The organism is Allobosea sp. FG18 (assembly GCF_057809495.1).
In genome coordinates, this window is sequence record NZ_JBMDKB010000048.1 from 1 (window position 1) to 17,837 (window position 17,837).

Sequence of the window (17,837 nt, forward strand, 5' to 3'; positions counted from 1 at the left end):
AACGGTGGCCGGATATTGATCGGAATGCCGGCCGGCTTCACGTCGGAATCCGCAGACAGATCGCCTGTAGCGCTGCTCGCGTCGCCGATCGCAACTCACCACGTCGGACAATTGCTACTGCTTCCTGGCAGACCGAGCGCCATCTTCCTTCAACGATTCCCGAAGCGCGTCGAACAGATTGATGACTGTCGCTGGTTTCGAGCCCGGCGCCGACTTCCTGAGGCTGCCGCGCTTTTTATCGATGATCTTCAGCAGATGGGTCTGGACAGGATCCTCCATGAGCTTCTCGCTCCAGGGCTCCGTCTTCTGCGCGACGAGCTGGTCGGCGAGTTTCATCAGATTCGGATCCGGCTTCGCGTCGCCGAGCTCACCGAAATAGATTCCAGGTCGACGGACCTCGTTACCGAAGCGCAGCGTCCAAGCCATGATGCCTTTGCCGTGCGGGACGAGCATCACTGCGCGCTCCCTGCGGTTCAGCACCACGCGGGAGATCCCGACGGTCTCTGTCGCCACCATGCCCTCCCGGATGACGGCATAGGCTTCTTCGCCGACGGGATCGTCAGGAGTCAGGAAATAGCCGGAGTCCAGATAGCTCCAGCCGATCGAATCCTTGGGGGCGAACATATCGATATCGATGGAACGGGCGCTCTCCAAACCGACGGCCGCGAGCTCTTCGTCCTCGAAGATGACGAACCGCCCCTCCTCGACCTCATAGCCTTTGACGACGTCTTCCTCGTCGTTGACGGGCTGGAGACTGACGGAATCGATATAGCGGCTGACCACGCGCTGCCCGGTTGAGCGCGCCAGGGTGTGAAAGCGGACCTTCTCGGTGTCAGAGGTGGCAGGGCTTAGCGCCACCGGGCACGTCACCAACGAGAGCTTCAGATAGCCTCTCCAATACGCCGCCATGACACTCACCACGCACACACCACTTACGCCGACTCAATTTCCGGGAACGCCAACGGTTCCCGGGCGTTTGAGTCCCGGTTGCGTTTATGGAGTTGCGTACGATGGCGGCAGCCCCGAGAGCCCAGTGGCGCGGCAGCTTGATCCTGGGAGCATTGTCAGTGCCGGTGGCGCTGTACACCGCTGCCAGCACCAGCGAACGCACCAGTTTCAACATGGTTAACAGGGCCACAGGCAATCGCCTTCGCCGGGAACTGATCGATCCGACCACTGACCAACCCGTCGCGAAGGAAGACCAGGTCAAGGGCTACGAGCTCGACAAGGACCAGTTCGTCCTCATCGAGGAAGAGGATCTTGCTGCGGCCATTCCAGAGGCCGACAAGAAGCTCGCGATCGGCCAGTTTGTCGACTGCAAGGAGGTCGATCCAGCGTTCCTCGACAAGCCCTACTACGTGACCCCGTCCGGACCTGGCGCCGAGGCATCCTACGCCGTACTGCGTGAGGCAATGCGAAACCGGGGTGTCGCTGCGATCGCGCACGCCGTGCTGTTCCGTCGCTACCGCGCGGTGCTCCTCCGCACCAGTGGCCCAGGCATCGTCGCGCACACCATGAATTTTGATTACCAGGTGAGGTCGTCGGCCGCGGCCTTCAACGATCTCCCTGAGATCGAGATCAAAGGCGAGATGCTGGATCTCGCCAAACACATTATCGGCTCGAAGCGTGGCACCTTTGACATCGAAGGGTTCACGGATCGCTACGAGGAGAAGGTGGCCGAGCTCGTCCGGGCAAAGATCGAGGGCCGGGAGATCCACATGCCCAAGCCCGCGCAGCCGACGAACGTCGTCAACTTGCTCGACGCCCTGAGAGCGAGCGCCGGCGCGCTCGCGAAGCAGGACAAGGCCGCCAAGAGGGAGCCGCGGAAGGTTTCCCCCACGCGCAAGGCCGGCTAGCGCCGAAGCATCACCACAAGCCCCGTCAGGGCTGCGGGGCGTCGATCTGTTCGTAGTCGTTCTCGTCCGGCAGGTAAACGTCTCTGAGCTTGTTCTCGTCGTCGGGATAAAACGTTGCCTTCTCCGGGTCATTGTAGAAGCTCGGCGCGAGAGCCATCGCGTGCGCCTCTTCGATGGAATCCGCTTCTACCTCGACAACGGCAGACACGGTTGTTGGTGCGGTGATCGTGAAGCGGAACTTGCCCATAGGTGTCTCCATTCGATTTGGAGACGCTAGCCGGCCGGCGCGCAAGGAAGAAGATTGGTCTCAAGCGAGGGCGCCACGAGGGCGCCGGCGTCCTTGGAAAGCCCTCTAAGTCGGATCGGTCAGCATCAGCTCGCAATCATGTCCCACGATACGGGCCATGCGCACGACCCCGGACTTGTAGGATCCGCCGTCGAGATTGAGCCGGTACCGCCGAACCTGCTCCCAGATTGAGGAAGGGTCGGTATACGGCTGCGAGTGACCATGCACGACGAAATAGCCGTGGTGTCCCTTACCTTCGGACGGAACGAAATCGAGGAAGGGCTCTCGGATCCAGGCCCAGTGATGCTCTTCCTTGAAGCCGGCCGGATCGATTGCCCACGGCGCGGCGAGGAAGCCGTCGAGCGGGGCGTAAGGCGATATTCCTCCGTGAACAGCGAGGACCTTCCCGGAGCGGAAGTGAGAGACGAGCCGGTTGAGGTGAGCCAGCCGAGCTGGGCCAAGGCCACGAGCGAGCGTCAAATCGTGATCCTCGGGGTGCAGCGCCAGAAGCTCGTTCATGACCGTGCGACCGCCATTGCGAGCCCATACCCGCAGGGCGTTTGCCGAAGCCGGACCGTCCCCGCCGATCAGGGCGATTTTCAGGAGCTGCTCATGGTTTCCCATCAAGTGAGCTTCCTCATCGGCCGCGATCCTCTCTTTTGCACTGATCACGAGATCCAGCGCACGAAGCGACGCAGGTCCGCGATCGATAACGTCGCCGACGCTGATGAAAACCCTCCGTCGATCCGCGACCTTCGGTGTTGAGGCAGCGCGATCGAGGAGCTCTTCGAGCTGTTCGGCGCAGCCGTGCACGTCGCCGATGAGGAACAGCTCGTGCTCGTCGGCGCAGGCAAATGGAAGGCGTAGGTCAGCGGTCTGGATCATGGGTCTACCGATTGATCAGGCTGCAGCCTGAATTCGAAGGCTGGGGCGGTTGGCGAGCCACGTCGCGAAATCGTCGAGGGACATGGAGCGAAAATCGCGAGCCAGCAGCGGGCGCCACAAGGCCCAGGCTTCCTCCCGGCGCTGCCTGTCCACGGTTGGGATGCGAGCTGCAGCCTGGGCGGCCTCCCCGGCGCCGTGAACCGTCGGGCCGGTCAATCTCAGACGAGACACCTCGCCCATGATCTCGCCGGCGCTAATGGCCTCCAAATAGCCGGCAAGCGCCGTCTCGGCAGCCTCGCTCGGCGCAAGGTTGTCGAAAGCCGCGTGCTGGACGACCGTCAGGTTTCCGTCGGCATTGACCCCGAGCTCGACGGTAGAGACCCGCCTGCCCTTCGCACCATTATCCTGCTCCCGGATCGAGAGGATGGCGCATTCGTAGCTTGCGCACTTCATGTTGTAGCTGCCGACGCAGTGGGAGAGGCCGTGAAACCCTTCGGCGTCCTTACCGGGGCTGCCTTCGTCGATCAGCTCGCTCGACGAGCCCAAGCAGGTGATCGCCAGTCCCGTCTTTTCGCAGACATAGCTTGTGAATAGACGATCCCAGCTGAGCCAGGTCGCAGGCTCGTCGACCGCCATCAGGATCGCCCTATGCCATCTATCGCTCTGCCGGATCATCCCAGCGATGTTCAGGTCACGATAGACCAGCTTGGCCGACAGGATGTCGAGAGCCGAACCCAGCCACGTCGGTGGCTCCGGATGCGCGAAAGCGATTGCAGGAACGAGGACATGATTGAAAAAATGATCGGCCGGATCGAAGAGCCAGGCGGCATCGACTCGATCGAGACGTCGGCCGAACTCCGACCTCATGAGGTCGAGAGAACCCGCCCAATCCTGATCGAGCCCGTTCAGCAGCGTCTGGTACGATCGGCCAGCGATCGCGGTGCTCGCTGCCCCCCAGAGAAGGCTCAGCTTCTCACAGGCGCGGACGCTTTCGCGATCGATCGGGATCTTGTTCGGAGGAATGTGAGGAAGCATCTGCTGGAAGCTCGACGCATCACGTTCGATGCCCCAATCGGAGCGACGAAGTGCTCTGAGGTGACCAGAAGTCACCCTGTACTGCCCGGGCTGAGGGTCACCTCCTTGGATAAGCGCGTTCAGGGACGGTAATAGCGAAACGCCATCGTCGATCGCCTTCCTGCATTCTTCGGCGCCGGTGAAGGCCCAGACGGCGGGCATCAGCATGGGAAACGTCCGCGCGAACTCGCGGCGCCGGGCCCCTGCCACGGATTGCTCCGCCAGCCAGGAATAGATGCGCTTGTCGGGCTCCCCGAGCCGCCCCATGATCGCCAGGCTTTCGGGATCGAAGCGCCTCCGGTATCGATCGAGACCGGCGCGGTCGAGCTTACGAAGTAGCTCGTTGCACTTCTCCTGCGCCTCCGCCTCCGAGCCGTAGCGATCCGCGTCGAACCCGGGCGGCACCGAAATCATGCCGCCGCGGACGAGGCCACAGCGACGGAAAGCGGGCCGCCGATAGGTCGTTGTCGTGATCTCGCGCTCAATATCGATGAGGAGGATCTTCTCGTCATAGCCGACCTCCATCTCGCCATGAGCCTCGTAGAGGTTGGAGAGATCGCGGCTGCCTCCGACGAAGACATACGAAAGCATGGGCCGACCAAGGAGATGCCACGCATGCGCGAGCACGATTCCATCCAGCTCGGATTCTCCAAGCAGCGTGACGCCGTCGAGGGTGATAACGCCGTGGCGGGTGTCTTCGAAATCAAACCAGACGGCGGAAACAGGCAACGTGCGGGCACTCCTCGAAGGAGAGCAATTGTATGGTCGTGAAAGACCTGCGATCCAGTCCTTGAATATGGCCATCCACGTTCTTTGGTCGCCTCAGGTCGCGCGGCAAAGCATCACGGCCTATTGTGCAGTGTGGAATCGACGTCGCACTGAGGCGAGCCATGAGAAGCGTTCTGATTGCCGCAGGAATATCCCTGTGCGCCGCAGGCGCCGCGGCAGCGGCCCCTCAATGCCCCGCTGAGATAAGCGCTAAGCAGGAGCTGTTCTCAGCTCAGCAGGGCTGGCAGGGCCAGCAGGGCACGTCGACGCATCGGCACGCCCGGATCACCTTCTACGATGGTTCGCCGGCCGAGCAGGCAAGCTTGGCGCCCGACGAGACGCGGTGGCTCGGCGGGAAAGAGGTTTCGACGTGGCGGTTCGGCAGATCCTCGAAGCGCGCGATCTGGATCGAATGCGGCTATGCCGGGACATCGATCTCGCTCAGCCAGGAGCTGCCGGCCGGCACAAGAAGCTGCTCGATCACTTTCGATCCCAAGGTGCACCTGTCGGGCCTTCCGAGGATCGAGAAGCTGGATTGCCTGCCGTCCGACTAGGGCTGAGGCCCCTGCGCAGGCACGTCCTCAAGCTCCGCCATGCGGGCCGTGACGAACGCGGCGTGCTCGGCAGCATCTCCATCGGGCAAAGCGCCCAGCGCCGTGCCAGCGAAGTCACGCAGCGCGCGCGGTGCGAAGTCAGTCAGTGGGCCGCGCAACGCGCTCGCCGGTGCATTCATCCGGTCGTCATACGGCATGATCAGCCGCGCAAGGCCGCTTGGAGCATTCCGCGGAGAGCCCGGCAGGAAGATACGCAGGCGATCGAGATCGCTCTGAGGTCGCCTCTCCAGCTCCTCGGCGACCATCGCAAGGTACGGGCCCGACAACGCCATGAGCACGATGCCGTTGCCCTCGAAGAGCGCGTCCATCGGGCATGAGAAGGGGTTCGAGCGGATGGCTCGCCACCAAGCCGCTGGATCTCGCCTGCCATTGATACGGGCGAAGATGTCGTCTGTTCCCGCTGAGACGGTCAGGCTGTAGCTGGGGATGAGCTCTTCGGGCCTCACGAGGCCAAGGCCGGCCGAGACCACGAACGGTCGCGCTACGCTGCGGGCGTGGCCGAACCCGCGGCCCTGATAGAGGTCGCTTGCCGGCATACGCTCTACCGCGCAAGGGAGGTTGGCGAGCCAGGCGGCCGAAACCGACTCGATTGAACCAGGCCGAAGAGATGCCGCCTGCAGAGGCCAGATCGGAGACAAGGCCTTGCCGCTGGAACAGGTGGTCGCGACCCGTATCGTCACGCCGCGGCCGCCACCTTGCGCAGGTCGATCTCCTCGTTGAAGAGGTCGAGCGCGAGAAGGTCAACGAGATCGATGCCGACGCCGCCCTTGAACTGGCGAACGACAACGCCCCGGTGGTTGTTGCCCACCTCGACCGGGGTTCCGTTGGGCAGCGCCACGTCGGTCGCGATGCCTACCCCGGATCGAGAAATGTCAATCACCCGAACCCGGTATTGCCCCCAATCCACCGTCAGGTCGGCCTCCCTGATCGTCGGGATGAGGCGTTCGTAGCGACGGCCATCCTGGAGCGTGGCGAGGTTCTGTCCGGCGAGCCATTTCACCGTCTTCTCAAGCTGCTTCAGCCGGTAGGCGCTGACCTGGAACTCGACGGCGAAAACGTGAGGAAGCAGGCGGACGACGCGCGCCGGCAGAACGCCCATGAAGGCAAGCTCAACAGAAAGCGTCTCGCCGACTTGCGGAGTCACATGGCTCGCGAGGGCCGCGCCACTCGCGGAGAGGTTCACCGTTCGAACAGGCACGACGTCCCAGGGCTCGCGCCGGACGGAGCCAGTCATGACGATCGGATAGCGCTTGTGACGACGGCTATCGAGCGTTGGCGGCAGAGGCTCGAACTGCGGGCCCGGGATGATTTTGAGCGGTGCTTTGAAAATTCGTGTCAGCAGGGTCACCTTCAATCCCTTTCGCAAGGAATGAAAATAATTGAGATCCATGGATTACATCTGCAATCCTTACTGAGGTCCTTTCCGGCAAGTGCGCAATTTGATTGATCGTGCCCTCGTCCACCAGAATTGCGAGGACGATCCGACTTCGTAGCGGATTTCCTCACCGACCTGCTCCATATTTCAGTCTCGACGCATCTCTCGGCGTTGGTAAGCTGAGGCGATGCGATTCAGACGGGAACGACGGTGGAATGCACAAAGGCGCATCCAGAAACCAGCAACGCATTGGCCTGAAGGTTACGGCGGGGACTGCCCGCGCGAAGGAGGCCAACGCCCTGGCGGCCCCCGTCAAGCAGCTTAGATTCGCGGAAGCGCAGAGACTCGCGCGAATCCGCCGGGTCTTCGAGATCGAGCAGCAATTGAAAGGAGCCGCCGGTTCGGATGCAGTCCGCCTCCGTTCTGAGCTGGAGGGGTTGCGAACTGGGCGCCTTGAGCCGCCGATTTATCTGGCGCAGGACCCCAGGCCCAAGCCTGAGCGTCAGCGCCCTGTCACCGTGGCAGAGCAGCGCGGACCTGAACGGGTTCGCAGCGGCGGGTCGAAGTCGGACCCCAATCGCGTCGCGAAGGGACTGGAGGCCGATCTCGCTGATCTGGCGCGGGCGAAGGTCACCCTCACCGGTGTTGCTCTCGTGAAGACGCTCCTCTCGAACTTCGAGCCATCGCTGATCGCAGAGGCAATCGGAGCCAAGGTGGATACGATCGCTAAGATCGCCGGGCACCCGCTCCTGCAGATCACCCCTGCCCTCCCGACCGAGGATGGCCTCGTGCTCGTGACCATCCTCGAGGAGCGCTTCAAGGACTTGGTTGCCTCGGATCCCGAGGACGTTGACGAGCCAGCCCCTGGCTCGCCGCCGGCGCCATGAGGAGTTTGTCGTGAACCTCATCAAGGTTTGCTCGGGCGTTTCGAGCGCGGAAGACGTCCGAGCGGCCGTCAAACGAGCCTGTGCGGCCGCTGGGCGGTCCGACGTCCTCATTTGTCATGCCACGCGAAACTACCCCGGCCGGGCCGAGGAACTCCTCCAGGGCGGCTCTCTCTACTGGATCATAAAGGGTCGTGTGACGTGCCGGCAGGCGATTGTCGAGCTGCGCAAGGATGAACGCTCCGGCCAGTGCCTGATCATCCTCGGCCATGACGTAGTCGATGTGCGGCCGGCGCCGCGGCGGCCCTTTCAGGGATGGCGATATCTGCCGAGGGCGGACGCGCCGCCCGACATCGGGGCCCTTATGGAGCAATCCGAGGAAATGCCCGAGGACATGCGTCGTGAGCTGGCGGGGATGGGCCTGATCTGAGGCGAAAATTTGCGTTAAAACGCAAATTCAGAAGTTTGCGTTTTAACGCAACTCGCGCCGCTAGAGGGCCAGGACGAGCTGCGCGGTATCGCCGGCTTCTTCGGTGTTCAGCCCAGTCAGCGTCACCCCGACTAGGCGAATGGGCTTCGGGAGTGGGAACAGGCCGTTCAGGAGCTCGTGAGCCAAGAGCTCGACGCCGGCGCGATCCTCAATGTACCGGGAGTTCGACCGGCTGCGCGTGATCTGCTCGAAATCGGAATAGGTGACCTTGAGCACGACCGTCTTGCCACGCGTTCCATTTCGCGCGCAGTGAGACCAGACCTTGTCGATCAGCGGTGCCAGCTCGACGGTGAGCTCGTCCCGGTCGCTCGTGTCTTCGAGCATGGTGTTCTCGGCACCGACGGACTTTCGGACCCGGTCGGGCACCACCGGACGATCGTCGATACCCCTCGCCAGAGCATAGAAGTACGGGCCTGATTTCCCGAAATGCCGGATGAGGAGCTCTAAAGGCTTCTCCCGAAGGTCGCTTCCCGTGTGGATGCCGAGGTTCTTCATTGCAGCCGCTGTCGCCGGCCCGACGCCATGGAACCTCTCGATCTTCAGCTGCGAGATGAAATCCAGAGCCTCCTCGGGCCGAATGACGAATTGACCATTCGGCTTGCGTTGGGAGCTCGCCATTTTCGCGAGCCATTTCCCGGCCGCGATACCCGCCGACGCAGTCAAATGGGTTTCGTTGAAAATTCGCTCGCGTATCTCTCGGGCGACAACCGAAGCGAACTCGATGCCGCGCTTGTTCTCGGTCACATCGAGATAGGCCTCATCGAGGCTCAGCGGTTCGATCAGGTCGGTGTATTCCGCGAAGATCGCGCGGATCTGCGCCGATACCGCCCGATAGACCTCGAAGCGCGGCGGCATGAAGATCACGTCGGGACAAAGCGCCTTCGCCTTGAAGCCGGGCATCGCGGACCGGATGCCGAACGCCCGGGCTTCATAGCTCGCTGCCGCGATGACGCCGCGCCGCCCGTCACTGCCTACCACTAGAGGCTTCCCGCGAAGCTCTGGGTGGTCTCGCGCTTCGACGGAAGCGTAAAACGCATCCTGATCTATGTGCACAATGCGGCGCATAAGTCTTTGATATCTTGTCTATAAACGAGATCTGAGCCGAGAGGAAGAGTAGATTTTGGAGAAAGGACTTTGAAGCTCATTCGTGACGTCTTCCTCCGGGCCAAGCTCCCGATCGCTGGCGACGGGAAGGAAGAGTGTCTTTCGCTTTCCGCCGCGGGTCGCCAGTGCGATGAAGACGGCTCTGGTCGGGAGGTCCTGGGCCGAGATACCAGCGATATCCGACAGCGAAACGGGCTGTGTGGGCGCGACGTGATCGAGGGCGCGGGCGCCCTTTTCAAGCATCTTTTCCTCCTCAACGCTGCCCGACAAGACGACCTCATAGATCGCCGCGTATCCGGGAATTTTGTTCCCCTTGATGACCTTTTTTAAGCGTGCGGCTGCGTCCGTGGAGCTGGCATCTTCCGCGATCTGGTACATGCCGAGATTTGCGCCGCGGTCCAACAACGCGAAGGCATGGATGAAGCCCTGATCCTTGAAGAGGTGGCGGGTGAGGCCAAGGGCATGTGCGGTCAGTTTCTCGAAGTCCATATCGACCTCATTTCAGAACGGCTGTCGCGCGAGAGTAGGGGTTGATCTCAGGTCGTCATAAAGGGCGTCGAATTCCGGCGTCGCGTACAGGATCGATTTGGAATCCCTGGTGGATGAGGCCGGAATCTCCGACCAGGTGACGGCCTGCGCCGCTCTCGGAAGCAGCCCCCAGGAGCGGTGCCCTACATTGCCGTGGACGCGGTGCTGGGCGAAATCGTCGATGATCACCCCGTCATAGCCCTCTGCGGCAGCGCGCGCGAAGATCTCGTGAGCGTGGTACTGCAGATCCGTCAGGTCGCTGTCACCGCGGCTGATGTCGAGCCACCGCCAGGTCGGATCCATCCTGCAAAAAAGAAGCCGGCCCGGCATGCGCCAGTCAGCCGGCATCGTCAGCGTGCGGCCATCGACGATCTGCTGGCTCACCCAGATAGGGCCGGCCGAGAGATCGTAACCGAGGGACTCCAAGGCTGCCACCGCCTCGCGATAGGTGACGTGCTTTTTGAAAGCCCATGACATCGCTTGTCCGTGCGGGGACCATTCGATATCGCCGAACTCCAGGCCGCATTCCTGCATAGCGAAGGCCGGCCAAAACCCACTCTTGTCGGGTCGGATGCCTTGATCCAAACCGAAGCGGTCCGGCGCAGAAACCATGGCTTCGATGCCGCTCAGAGGGATGTAGGTCTGCGCGATCGCCGGCGAATTGGTCGTCCAGACCATACCATCGTAGCCGCCGCCATCGATGAGATCGAAGGTCTCGCAGGTCCCGTGGAAGAGCAAGCCGGAGACCGCTGAGGCCGCGTCGGAGGCGCCTCGCAAATGCTCTTCCATCTCTGGCGTGATGTTTATGCCCATGATCCGCCCGGCGCTCGATTCCGCGCTTCAGATTACTCCAGGGCCATGCAGGCCGCGAGCGTGTCAGGTGGCGGCAGGAGCAGGGGTCACACCGCGACTGTTCGGGCCGCGATCGCAGCGCGGACCTGATTGAGAGCCTCGGCGTCAGTCTTTCCTTCGCCCTTGATGGCAGTCTCGCCCTTGGTAAAGAGCCAGAACGTGTGCGCGACGCCGCCAAGTCGATAGTCGTTGTGGACCGCGACGGCCCAACCGAGCGCGCGGATATCGTCTGCGCTGCCGGCGGCGAGGCGCGGGGCGTCGGAAGCCTGTGTGTTCATGGTGGATCTCCGAAAAGTTGGTTCAGCCAACGACGATTGCGAACAGGAGCCCGACCACGAGTCCGAGTGCGAGGGCATACAGTCGGGGGCGGATGCGCGTGCCCTTGGTGATGACAAGGGAGCTGCCGAAGCGTTCAAGGGCCAGGCACGCAGCGACGGCGATAGAGGCGACCAGGAGGCCAGCGATGGCTTCCATGCTAGCCACCCATCGCTGGAGCAGGCGCGAGCTGCTGGCGCGCCTCCTTGAGGCGCCGGTAGACGGTCCAGCCCTTGCGGGTGAGCTTGATGTAGCCGTTGCCAGTGATGCCCACCAGGAAGCCCTGGCCGTCACGCGCCATTCTTTGCGCCGTCGCTGCTGCCCAGCTGCGGCCGCGGCGAGCCCGATAAGATACGAAGCGAGACTGGGGCGAGCCATCGTAATCGTTCGCGACGTCGCCGACAGCCAGCAGCAGGTCTCGTCGTGCCTCGGTGAGACCTTCAGCGATGATCTCTTCCTCGGGTTCGAGGGCGCACCCCGCCGCGTTGAAGTCGAAGATCACCTGCCTTGCGAGGTGCGAGCACGCATGTGTCGAGAGCAGGATCCCGTGCTCCAGAAACCGCCGTTTCATGTCGGCCGGCGTCGAGAAGAGAGGGTGTCCGTCGCTCATCTTGGGGAAGATCTGATCAGCGACGGCGGCTGCGCCAGTGGCTGCGAGAAGGCGATCGATATAGGGCACGCTGTTGCCTGCGTGATCGATGTCGAAGGACGTCCCGAGGTCAGGGGCGGTGAGAAGGTCGATGCCGAAGCGGCAGTGCTGCCCGGAATTCTCGTTCTCATAGCCGTAGCTGAAGGCCTCGCTCGCGCCGCGGCTGCGAGGCAGCGACAGCCGGGCAGCACGGGCGCCGGCGAGGTACTCGGCATTGATGACATGCCAATGCGATCCGACGAGGACCCGATTGGGCATGGCTATTCCGCCGCCTGAAGAGCGGTTTCGCGAGATCCGATCTCGCCGTCCGCTTGGATGAGCCGCGCGACCGCTTGCGGACCGCTGCGGGCGAGCGCGGTGTGGATCTGGAAGAGATCGGCACCGGCGCCGAGATAGTCCTCCAGGTCCGATTTCTCATGGATACCGCCGCTTGCGATGATGATCGCGTCTGGCGCCAGCCGGCGGAGCGTCGCGACCATCGCGAGATTAACGTCGCGGAGCTCGGGCCCCGAGAAGGCGCCGAACTTGACCGGGTGTGGCCCACGGCGCTCCGGCCAAGGCAGGGTGACGCCCGGGAGCAGGTCGCGACTGTGGGAGGAGAGGCTGCTGCCGGCAACGAAGCCTGTGGCGCCGGCCAGGAGGAAGCCTTCGACCATAGCTTCGAGCACGTCCAGTCGCACGGTCGGCTCGATCTTCACCAGGATCGGCTTTCCACCGGCCGGGCCCGCGAGCGCTTTGATCTCGCGGATGGGCCCCGACAGCGCGGTCTGAATCATCGTGGTGTTCGGGCAAGAGGCATTGATGGCGAAGTAATCGACGAGGTCGACCAGCGCCTGGCCCAGCATGCGTATCTCGTTACCACGTCCGTCTGGCGAGAGGATGTTCGCGCCGACGCAAAAGTCGCTTCCGCCATCGCTGTCGCGGAAAGCCTTCAGGTTCTCGGAGAAGACCGTCAGGCCAGGATTGCCGAACTCGCCGGAATGGATGAGCCCGCGCTCGCCGACGCGCCATTCCTGGCCGACCTTCCCCGCATTCTTCGGGTTGACGGTAACCGAGCCGAGCTCGGCAAATCCGAAACCGAGGCGCTGCCACGCTGCCGGCGCCTGCGCGGATGGATCGAACCCGGCGGCGAGGCCGATGCGGTTGGGGATCAGCCTCGGCAGGATGTGGTTGATGTGCCCGGTCCGTGGCGTGACGGGCCCGCCCCGGCGCAGCATGAGCATGTTGAGCTTGCGGGCCGAGGCGGCCGGAAGACGGTCGATGAGGGAGCTGAGCATGGGAATCCTGAAGCGGGTGTTGCGCAGATCATCTCTCTAACCGCTCCTTCATCCAAGGATTGATGGAAGGTCCATCCACGCATTCCTTGCACCGACGGGCCGCGCCGCATGTGCCCGATGGTGCCTTTCATCCACAGCGCTTTGATTCGACAGAGCTGCAAATCGTCGATCGTGGACAGATTCGAGATCGCCTGCCGGAGGACTGAAGCATGACCGTCGCCTACCGCCCGATCGATATCACCCCGTTCGCTCCGTTGATCCAGGCCGACCTGGTGCCGGAGTTTGGGGTCGAACCGAAGCTGATGTGGATCGATATCAGCAAGCTCGTGGTCGATCCCCGCTATCAGCGCGACATCTCCCGGCAGGGCGCCAAGAACGTCGTTCGCATCGCCAATAATTTCAGCTGGCAGCGCTTCGGCACCGTTCTTGTCAGTCACGCCGCTGGCGAGGAGGCCGATCTCTGGGCGATTATCGATGGCCAGCACCGTGTCACCGGAGCTGCTCTCCGCGGCATCAAGAAAGTGCCGTGCATGGTGATTGTTGCCGACGAGCGAGCGCAAGCTGGAGCCTTCGCAGCTATCAATGGCCTGGTGACCAAGTTGACACCGCTGCAGATTCACGCGGCTCGCGTCGCAGCGGGAGAAAGCGACGCCCTGGCCTTGGTCGAGCTCTGCGCCGAGGGAGGCGTCACCATCTGCCGTTATCCGGTGCCCGGCGAAAAGATGGTCGCCGGCGAAACCTTAGCGGTCGGCACTCTCGAAAAGCTCCGCCGCGAGGTCGACCGCTCCGTCCTCGTGCTGGCGCTTCAGTGCATCACGAAGACTGGCGAGAATGTCGGCCTCGTCCGGACTTCCCTGGTGAAAGGGCTGTGCTCGGTCTTCGACAGCGAGCCGGGGTTCGCCAGCAAGCCGGACCGGGTGCTGAAGGTGCTGCGCGGTTACGATTTCGGGGCGCTTCTGGACAACGCTCTGATCGAAGGCCGGCGCTCGAAGCTTTCGACGCAGGCGGTCGTCACCCGTTCGCTCTACCAGGTCCTTGATCGCGCTCTCATGGCGGAGGCGGCATGAGCCCCGCCTTTGCCGGCGACACCAGCGCACGCGATCCTCTCTTCGATCGCGAGGTCGTAGCGGCGCGGACGGCGCTGCTTCGCTCGGCGTTGGGCTATGTCCGTGGTCGGGACGCCGCCGAGGACCTCGTGCAGACTGTCATTCTGAAGGCGCTCAAGAACCATCACAGCTTCACGCCCGGCACCCGCCTGCAGGCCTGGCTGCAGACCATCATGATCAACACGGTTCGCTCGGGCTATCGCAAGTCCAAGCGCGAGGTTCAGGATATCGATGGTCAGCTGGCGAGCGTGCTCCCCTTTCCCGCGGCGCAGCTCCACTCCGTCGAGCTGCGAGAGATGATGGCTCGCCTACGGCTTCTGCCACCTCAGGTCAGGCAGATCATGATCTCGGTCATCGATGGGGAATCATACGAGGACCTCGCGACGAGGTTCGATATCCCGATGGGGACGGTGAAGAGCCGGATCAAGCGTGCGAGAGACTTCCTCGCCGGCGAAGATCAGGACGACGTGGCCGAGCTTGAAGACCCGGGCGACGCTATCACCAGCGAGCAAGCCAGGCAGATCACCCGCCTATTTGAAGGTGGGAAGGCTATCTCGGAGATCGCCGGCGCCACGTCGCTTGGCGCCGATCTCGTCCTGTCGTTCGTGCTGGAACGCGGCCTGAAGCGTCGTCGAGTTTGCTGAGAGCACCCTTGACCGGCAGGCCTGCTCGGCGCACAAGAACTTCATGAACTCGTTCACGACTCCTTCCTGCCAGTGGTGGCCGCTCGTCTGATCTGGGCGGGCTGAGGAAATTCGTTTGCAAACGAGATTGTCCAAGGGGCCGCTCCGGCAGGAGTTTGGCCCCTTTGTTTATTGCCTCTCCCGTCGGGCGCGCTCTCCACAAACAGGAGCGAATGATGTCGACGGAAATCGGAAAAGCGATCGTGCCGCGCCCGGTGGCACTGACGGGGGATCGCCCCACAGGCGGTTTGCATCTCGGGCACCTGGCAGGATCGCTGGCAGAGCGCGTCCGCCTCCAGGAGACCTGCGACCAGTTCGTGCTTGTCGCGGATCTGCAGGCGATGACCGACAATGCAGGAAACCCGACAAAGGTCGCCGACGCGGTGCCCGAGGTCGTCGCAGATTACATCGCTGCCGGTCTCGATCCGGCCAAGTCGACGATCTTCCTGCAATCGGCCGTCCCGGAGTTGAGCGAGCTGACGGTGCTCTACCTCAACCTGGTCACCATCTCGCGGCTGGAGCGCAATCCGACGGTCAAGGAAGAGATCCGCCAGCGCCGGTTTCAACGCGATATCCCCGCGGGCTTTCTCTGCTATCCCATATCACAGTCGGCCGACATCACGGCGTTTCGCGCAACGAAGGTGCCGGTGGGAGATGACCAGCTCCCGATGATTGAGCTCGCGCAGGAAATCGCGATCCGCGTGAACAGGTTCGCACGGAGCGAGATCCTCCCTCGCCCTGAAGCGGTGCTCTCTGCGGTCCCTCGCCTGCCCGGCACAGACGGACTCGGAAAAGCCAGTAAGTCCCTGGGGAATGCCATCCAAATTGCGGACGAGCCCGACGTCGTTCGAGAGAAGGTTCGGATGATGTTCACGGACCCCTGTCATTTGAGGGTCAGCGATCCGGGGCGCGTCGAAGGCAACGTCGTCTTCAGCTATCTCGACGCCTTCGACCCAGACGTCGCGGCAGTCGCCGAGCTCAAGGAGCACTACCGCGCCGGCGGCCTCGGTGACAGCGCGATCAAGCGTCGGCTGGTCGATGTCCTGGAAGGGCTACTGTCGCCGATGAGGGAGCGCAGGCGCGGCGTCGAGCGGGCCGAGGCCATGGCGATCCTGGCCGCAGGGACGGTCCGCGCCCGCTCGGTCGCAGCGCAAACGCTGGCGTCGGTGAGGTCAGCGCTGGGGATGCCCTCCTTGCTCTAGCGGGGCTTCCGGTGCCGGCGAGAAGCGGGAGCGCGGGCCCTGCGATCGAGCCTGACAGGCTGCCCCACGCTCGTGATCATCGGTCGACCCTGATCGAGGATGATGCGGACGCCCTCTTCGACCAGCCGTTTGTTGAACTGGCGGCTCTTATAAACTCGTTCTGTGCCGCCTTGTGTCTCGTGGAAAAGAGCAGCTCTCGGCGCTCCGCTCGGTTCATCCTCAGGGCTCGCCTCCGGGTACAACAACGGATGCAGCGCCTTCACCTCGTATGCCGCGGGCGCTGAACCAGTCAGCCTTCTCAGGTAGGCCGAAAGCCGAGCCCGGTCAGAGAACAGATCAGCGTCGTGACGGGCTCCTTGATGTCGCTCGATGTCCGCTTTGGTGATGCCCGTCCTGCTCTAGCGGGGCTTCAGGGTGCCGGCGAGAAGCGAGAGATTCGGGTCTCCCAGTCCGGGATCAGCACGTTGATTGCGTGATCCCGGTACTCGGGGGTGATCCAAGCCGGCATCGGCAGGCTGTCCCGCCAGTGCTTGCGAACGAAGGATTCGGCCAGGCCGCCGCCTTGGAGCATGCCGAATTCGTCGATGTGGAGGCCGTCGAAGCCCGCCTTGGAGCGGGTCTGGATGGCGCCACCAGGCAGCTTGCGGTTCAGGACATAGGCGTCACGCTGGATCAGGATTTGATAATCCAGCTCCTCGTACCGGCACGAGAACGCGTTGGTGCCGGTCGCGCGGAAGCCATGGGTGAGCGCCCAGTCGATGATCTCGGATGGTTTCAAGCCCTTCCCTCCGCACTCCGAGCGATCGCGCTTACGGCCGAAGCCTACTCGGCCGGCGTGAAAGCCGGAATGCTTTGCATCCCCACCGGACGTCAGCGTCCGTCACACGGCTTCGGTGAGAGAGGCCTGTCGCCCGCTCGCGGCTCGCGCCATGTGAATGAACGCTTCGAGGCGCTGCGCATCGAAGTGATGCTCGTCACGGGAGACGCCGGTCGCCACGAGCGCATGGGAGAGCAGCGGGGCAAAGGTAGCGATATTTTCGAGAGTCATCCCGCTGGCACAGGCCAACGGCGCTTCAGGGCCGATCGCTCGCCGAATGTCCTCGATCTTGGAAAGCGAGGGGGCAGATCCGGTGCCGGAGCCGCTGGTCGTGGGGACGAAGCCGAGTTCCAGCGCCTTCGCAGCCGCAAGTCCAGGATCGTGTTCGAGCGGCTGATATTTGAAGGCAACCGATGCAAAAATGGTGGGAGCCGGCCGGCCGGCGTCATCGAGCAACGCTCGGTAGGTAGCCAGGTGAAGCGCTTCGGTTTCATAACCCTGGGAGCTCACCCCAGGACGGTCGGACCAAAGGCCATCGATCCGAACGTCACTGTCGATCACGAGCCTGAAGGCAGCCGGGAGGCCCATCGAGAGGAAATTGATCCCGAGCCAGGCCGTCGGCCGATCGTGGCGGATTTGCTTGGCCAGGGGGATCAAACTCGCGTCGTCATCGTGGTGCGAGATCAGAAAGACGCCATCGGCGCCGAGTTCGAACGCCAGTCCCGCTTGCTCAAGGCTGAGACCGGTTTCGACGTGATGGATCACCGGGATGACGCAGAGAGCTGAGCTTTTCATCGATTGATCCGATTTTTCGAGAGCATCACGCGCCATCGCCTCCAAGTTGAGACATGTCGAGCAAACTGGGACTCGCAGGATCAGCAGGGACGGACGCTTGATCAAGGTCCCGGCGAACGGATTGGTGGATAGCCAGTAATTCGTCGACGTGATGTATTTATGGCGGAGGCTTCCCCGAACGTGCGGCGTACGTATACGGTCGGGAAGAAGATCCTTGTTCGCTGTCAAGCGACACGAGGAATTGACCCCTTTGCCGACATCAGGAATTGACCCCCTT

Annotated in this window: 22 protein-coding genes; 7 read left to right on the plus strand and 15 right to left on the minus strand. The window is 62.9% G+C overall.

Annotated elements, in window-relative coordinates; translation table 11 throughout:
- Positions 1-114: 114 nt before the first annotated feature.
- The gene (gene ku, locus ACODTJ_RS28200) at positions 115-909 is read right to left on the minus strand and encodes a non-homologous end joining protein Ku (protein ID WP_488851420.1); all 795 of its coding nucleotides are present in this window, start codon (positions 907-909) and stop codon (positions 115-117) included.
- A gap of 101 nt (positions 910-1,010) precedes the next feature.
- On the opposite strand from ku (ACODTJ_RS28200), the gene ku (ACODTJ_RS28205) reads away from it, so the two are divergent.
- A complete protein-coding gene (gene ku, locus ACODTJ_RS28205) occupies positions 1,011-1,856 on the plus strand; it encodes a non-homologous end joining protein Ku (protein ID WP_488851421.1) in 846 nt (281 codons plus the stop codon).
- Positions 1,857-1,881: 25 nt separating this feature from the next.
- On the opposite strand, the gene ACODTJ_RS28210 is transcribed toward ku (ACODTJ_RS28205), so the two are convergent.
- The 3 genes from ACODTJ_RS28210 to ACODTJ_RS28220 all read right to left on the minus strand — a co-directional run bounded on the left by ACODTJ_RS28210 (position 1,882) and on the right by ACODTJ_RS28220 (position 4,905).
- Positions 1,882-2,103: a hypothetical protein gene (locus ACODTJ_RS28210; RefSeq protein WP_488851422.1), complete on the minus strand. Its 222-nt coding sequence runs from the start codon at positions 2,101-2,103 to the stop codon at positions 1,882-1,884.
- A gap of 105 nt (positions 2,104-2,208) precedes the next feature.
- A complete protein-coding gene (locus ACODTJ_RS28215; protein WP_488851424.1) occupies positions 2,209-3,027 on the minus strand; it encodes a metallophosphoesterase in 819 nt (272 codons plus the stop codon).
- Between the two features lie 15 nt (positions 3,028-3,042).
- Entirely contained in the window at positions 3,043-4,905 is a 1,863-nt protein-coding gene (locus ACODTJ_RS28220; protein ID WP_488851426.1) for a PcfJ domain-containing protein, read from the minus strand.
- An 86-nt stretch (positions 4,906-4,991) separates the two neighbouring features.
- On the opposite strand from ACODTJ_RS28220, the gene ACODTJ_RS28225 reads away from it, so the two are divergent.
- A complete protein-coding gene (locus ACODTJ_RS28225) occupies positions 4,992-5,423 on the plus strand; it encodes an STY0301 family protein (RefSeq protein ID WP_488851428.1) in 432 nt (143 codons plus the stop codon).
- On the opposite strand, the gene ACODTJ_RS28230 is transcribed toward ACODTJ_RS28225, so the two are convergent.
- Both ACODTJ_RS28230 and ACODTJ_RS28235 read right to left on the minus strand, forming a co-directional pair.
- On the minus strand, positions 5,420-6,019 hold the full coding sequence (locus ACODTJ_RS28230; protein ID WP_488851430.1) for a hypothetical protein: 600 nt from the start codon (positions 6,017-6,019) through the stop codon (positions 5,420-5,422). The two genes, ACODTJ_RS28225 and ACODTJ_RS28230, sit on opposite strands and share 4 nt — an antisense overlap.
- A gap of 140 nt (positions 6,020-6,159) precedes the next feature.
- Positions 6,160-6,873, minus strand: a complete 714-nt coding sequence (locus tag ACODTJ_RS28235; RefSeq protein ID WP_488851432.1) for a PilZ domain-containing protein — start codon at positions 6,871-6,873, stop codon at positions 6,160-6,162.
- Positions 6,874-7,073: 200 nt separating this feature from the next.
- Between ACODTJ_RS28235 and ACODTJ_RS28240 the strand changes: the two genes are divergently transcribed.
- A complete protein-coding gene (locus ACODTJ_RS28240) occupies positions 7,074-7,745 on the plus strand; it encodes a hypothetical protein (RefSeq protein ID WP_488851434.1) in 672 nt (223 codons plus the stop codon).
- Between the two features lie 10 nt (positions 7,746-7,755).
- The gene (locus tag ACODTJ_RS28245; protein ID WP_488851436.1) at positions 7,756-8,172 is read left to right on the plus strand and encodes a DUF1489 family protein; all 417 of its coding nucleotides are present in this window, start codon (positions 7,756-7,758) and stop codon (positions 8,170-8,172) included.
- Positions 8,173-8,232: 60 nt separating this feature from the next.
- On the opposite strand, the gene dinB is transcribed toward ACODTJ_RS28245, so the two are convergent.
- From dinB to ACODTJ_RS28280, 7 genes are all read right to left on the minus strand, one after another.
- On the minus strand, positions 8,233-9,297 hold the full coding sequence (gene dinB, locus ACODTJ_RS28250) for a DNA polymerase IV (protein WP_488851437.1): 1,065 nt from the start codon (positions 9,295-9,297) through the stop codon (positions 8,233-8,235).
- Between the two features lie 18 nt (positions 9,298-9,315).
- Entirely contained in the window at positions 9,316-9,825 is a 510-nt protein-coding gene (locus tag ACODTJ_RS28255; RefSeq protein WP_488851439.1) for a hypothetical protein, read from the minus strand.
- Positions 9,826-9,837: 12 nt separating this feature from the next.
- On the minus strand, positions 9,838-10,677 hold the full coding sequence (locus tag ACODTJ_RS28260) for a hypothetical protein (RefSeq protein WP_488851441.1): 840 nt from the start codon (positions 10,675-10,677) through the stop codon (positions 9,838-9,840).
- Between the two features lie 86 nt (positions 10,678-10,763).
- Positions 10,764-10,994, minus strand: coding sequence for a hypothetical protein (locus ACODTJ_RS28265; protein WP_488851443.1), 231 nt, complete (start codon positions 10,992-10,994; stop codon positions 10,764-10,766).
- 22 nt (positions 10,995-11,016) lie between these two features.
- Positions 11,017-11,190, minus strand: a complete 174-nt coding sequence (locus ACODTJ_RS28270) for a hypothetical protein (protein ID WP_488851445.1) — start codon at positions 11,188-11,190, stop codon at positions 11,017-11,019.
- Between the two features lies 1 nt (position 11,191).
- Positions 11,192-11,938 carry a hypothetical protein gene (locus ACODTJ_RS28275; RefSeq protein WP_488851447.1) on the minus strand — a complete coding sequence of 249 codons (747 nt, stop codon included), beginning with the start codon at positions 11,936-11,938 and terminating at the stop codon, positions 11,192-11,194.
- 2 nt (positions 11,939-11,940) lie between these two features.
- Positions 11,941-12,957, minus strand: coding sequence for a beta/alpha barrel domain-containing protein (locus ACODTJ_RS28280; RefSeq protein WP_488851449.1), 1,017 nt, complete (start codon positions 12,955-12,957; stop codon positions 11,941-11,943).
- A gap of 209 nt (positions 12,958-13,166) precedes the next feature.
- Between ACODTJ_RS28280 and ACODTJ_RS28285 the strand changes: the two genes are divergently transcribed.
- The 3 genes from ACODTJ_RS28285 (at position 13,167) to trpS (ending at position 15,948) form a co-directional block, all read left to right on the plus strand.
- Entirely contained in the window at positions 13,167-14,024 is an 858-nt protein-coding gene (locus ACODTJ_RS28285) for a chromosome partitioning protein ParB (protein WP_488851451.1), read from the plus strand.
- On the plus strand, positions 14,021-14,707 hold the full coding sequence (locus ACODTJ_RS28290; RefSeq protein ID WP_488851453.1) for a sigma-70 family RNA polymerase sigma factor: 687 nt from the start codon (positions 14,021-14,023) through the stop codon (positions 14,705-14,707). Before ACODTJ_RS28285 ends, ACODTJ_RS28290 begins: the two co-directional genes overlap by 4 nt.
- A 215-nt stretch (positions 14,708-14,922) precedes the next feature.
- Positions 14,923-15,948 (plus strand): tryptophan--tRNA ligase, encoded by a 1,026-nt coding sequence (trpS, locus tag ACODTJ_RS28295; RefSeq protein WP_488851455.1) that lies wholly within the window; start codon positions 14,923-14,925, stop codon positions 15,946-15,948.
- A gap of 409 nt (positions 15,949-16,357) precedes the next feature.
- Here the strand turns inward: trpS and ACODTJ_RS28300 are convergent, their stop codons facing one another.
- Positions 16,358-16,726: a hypothetical protein gene (locus ACODTJ_RS28300; RefSeq protein ID WP_488851457.1), complete on the minus strand. Its 369-nt coding sequence runs from the start codon at positions 16,724-16,726 to the stop codon at positions 16,358-16,360.
- Positions 16,727-16,828: 102 nt separating this feature from the next.
- Positions 16,829-17,837, minus strand: a 1,009-nt coding sequence (locus ACODTJ_RS28305; protein WP_488851459.1) for a hypothetical protein, incomplete at its 5' end; no start/stop codon positions are given.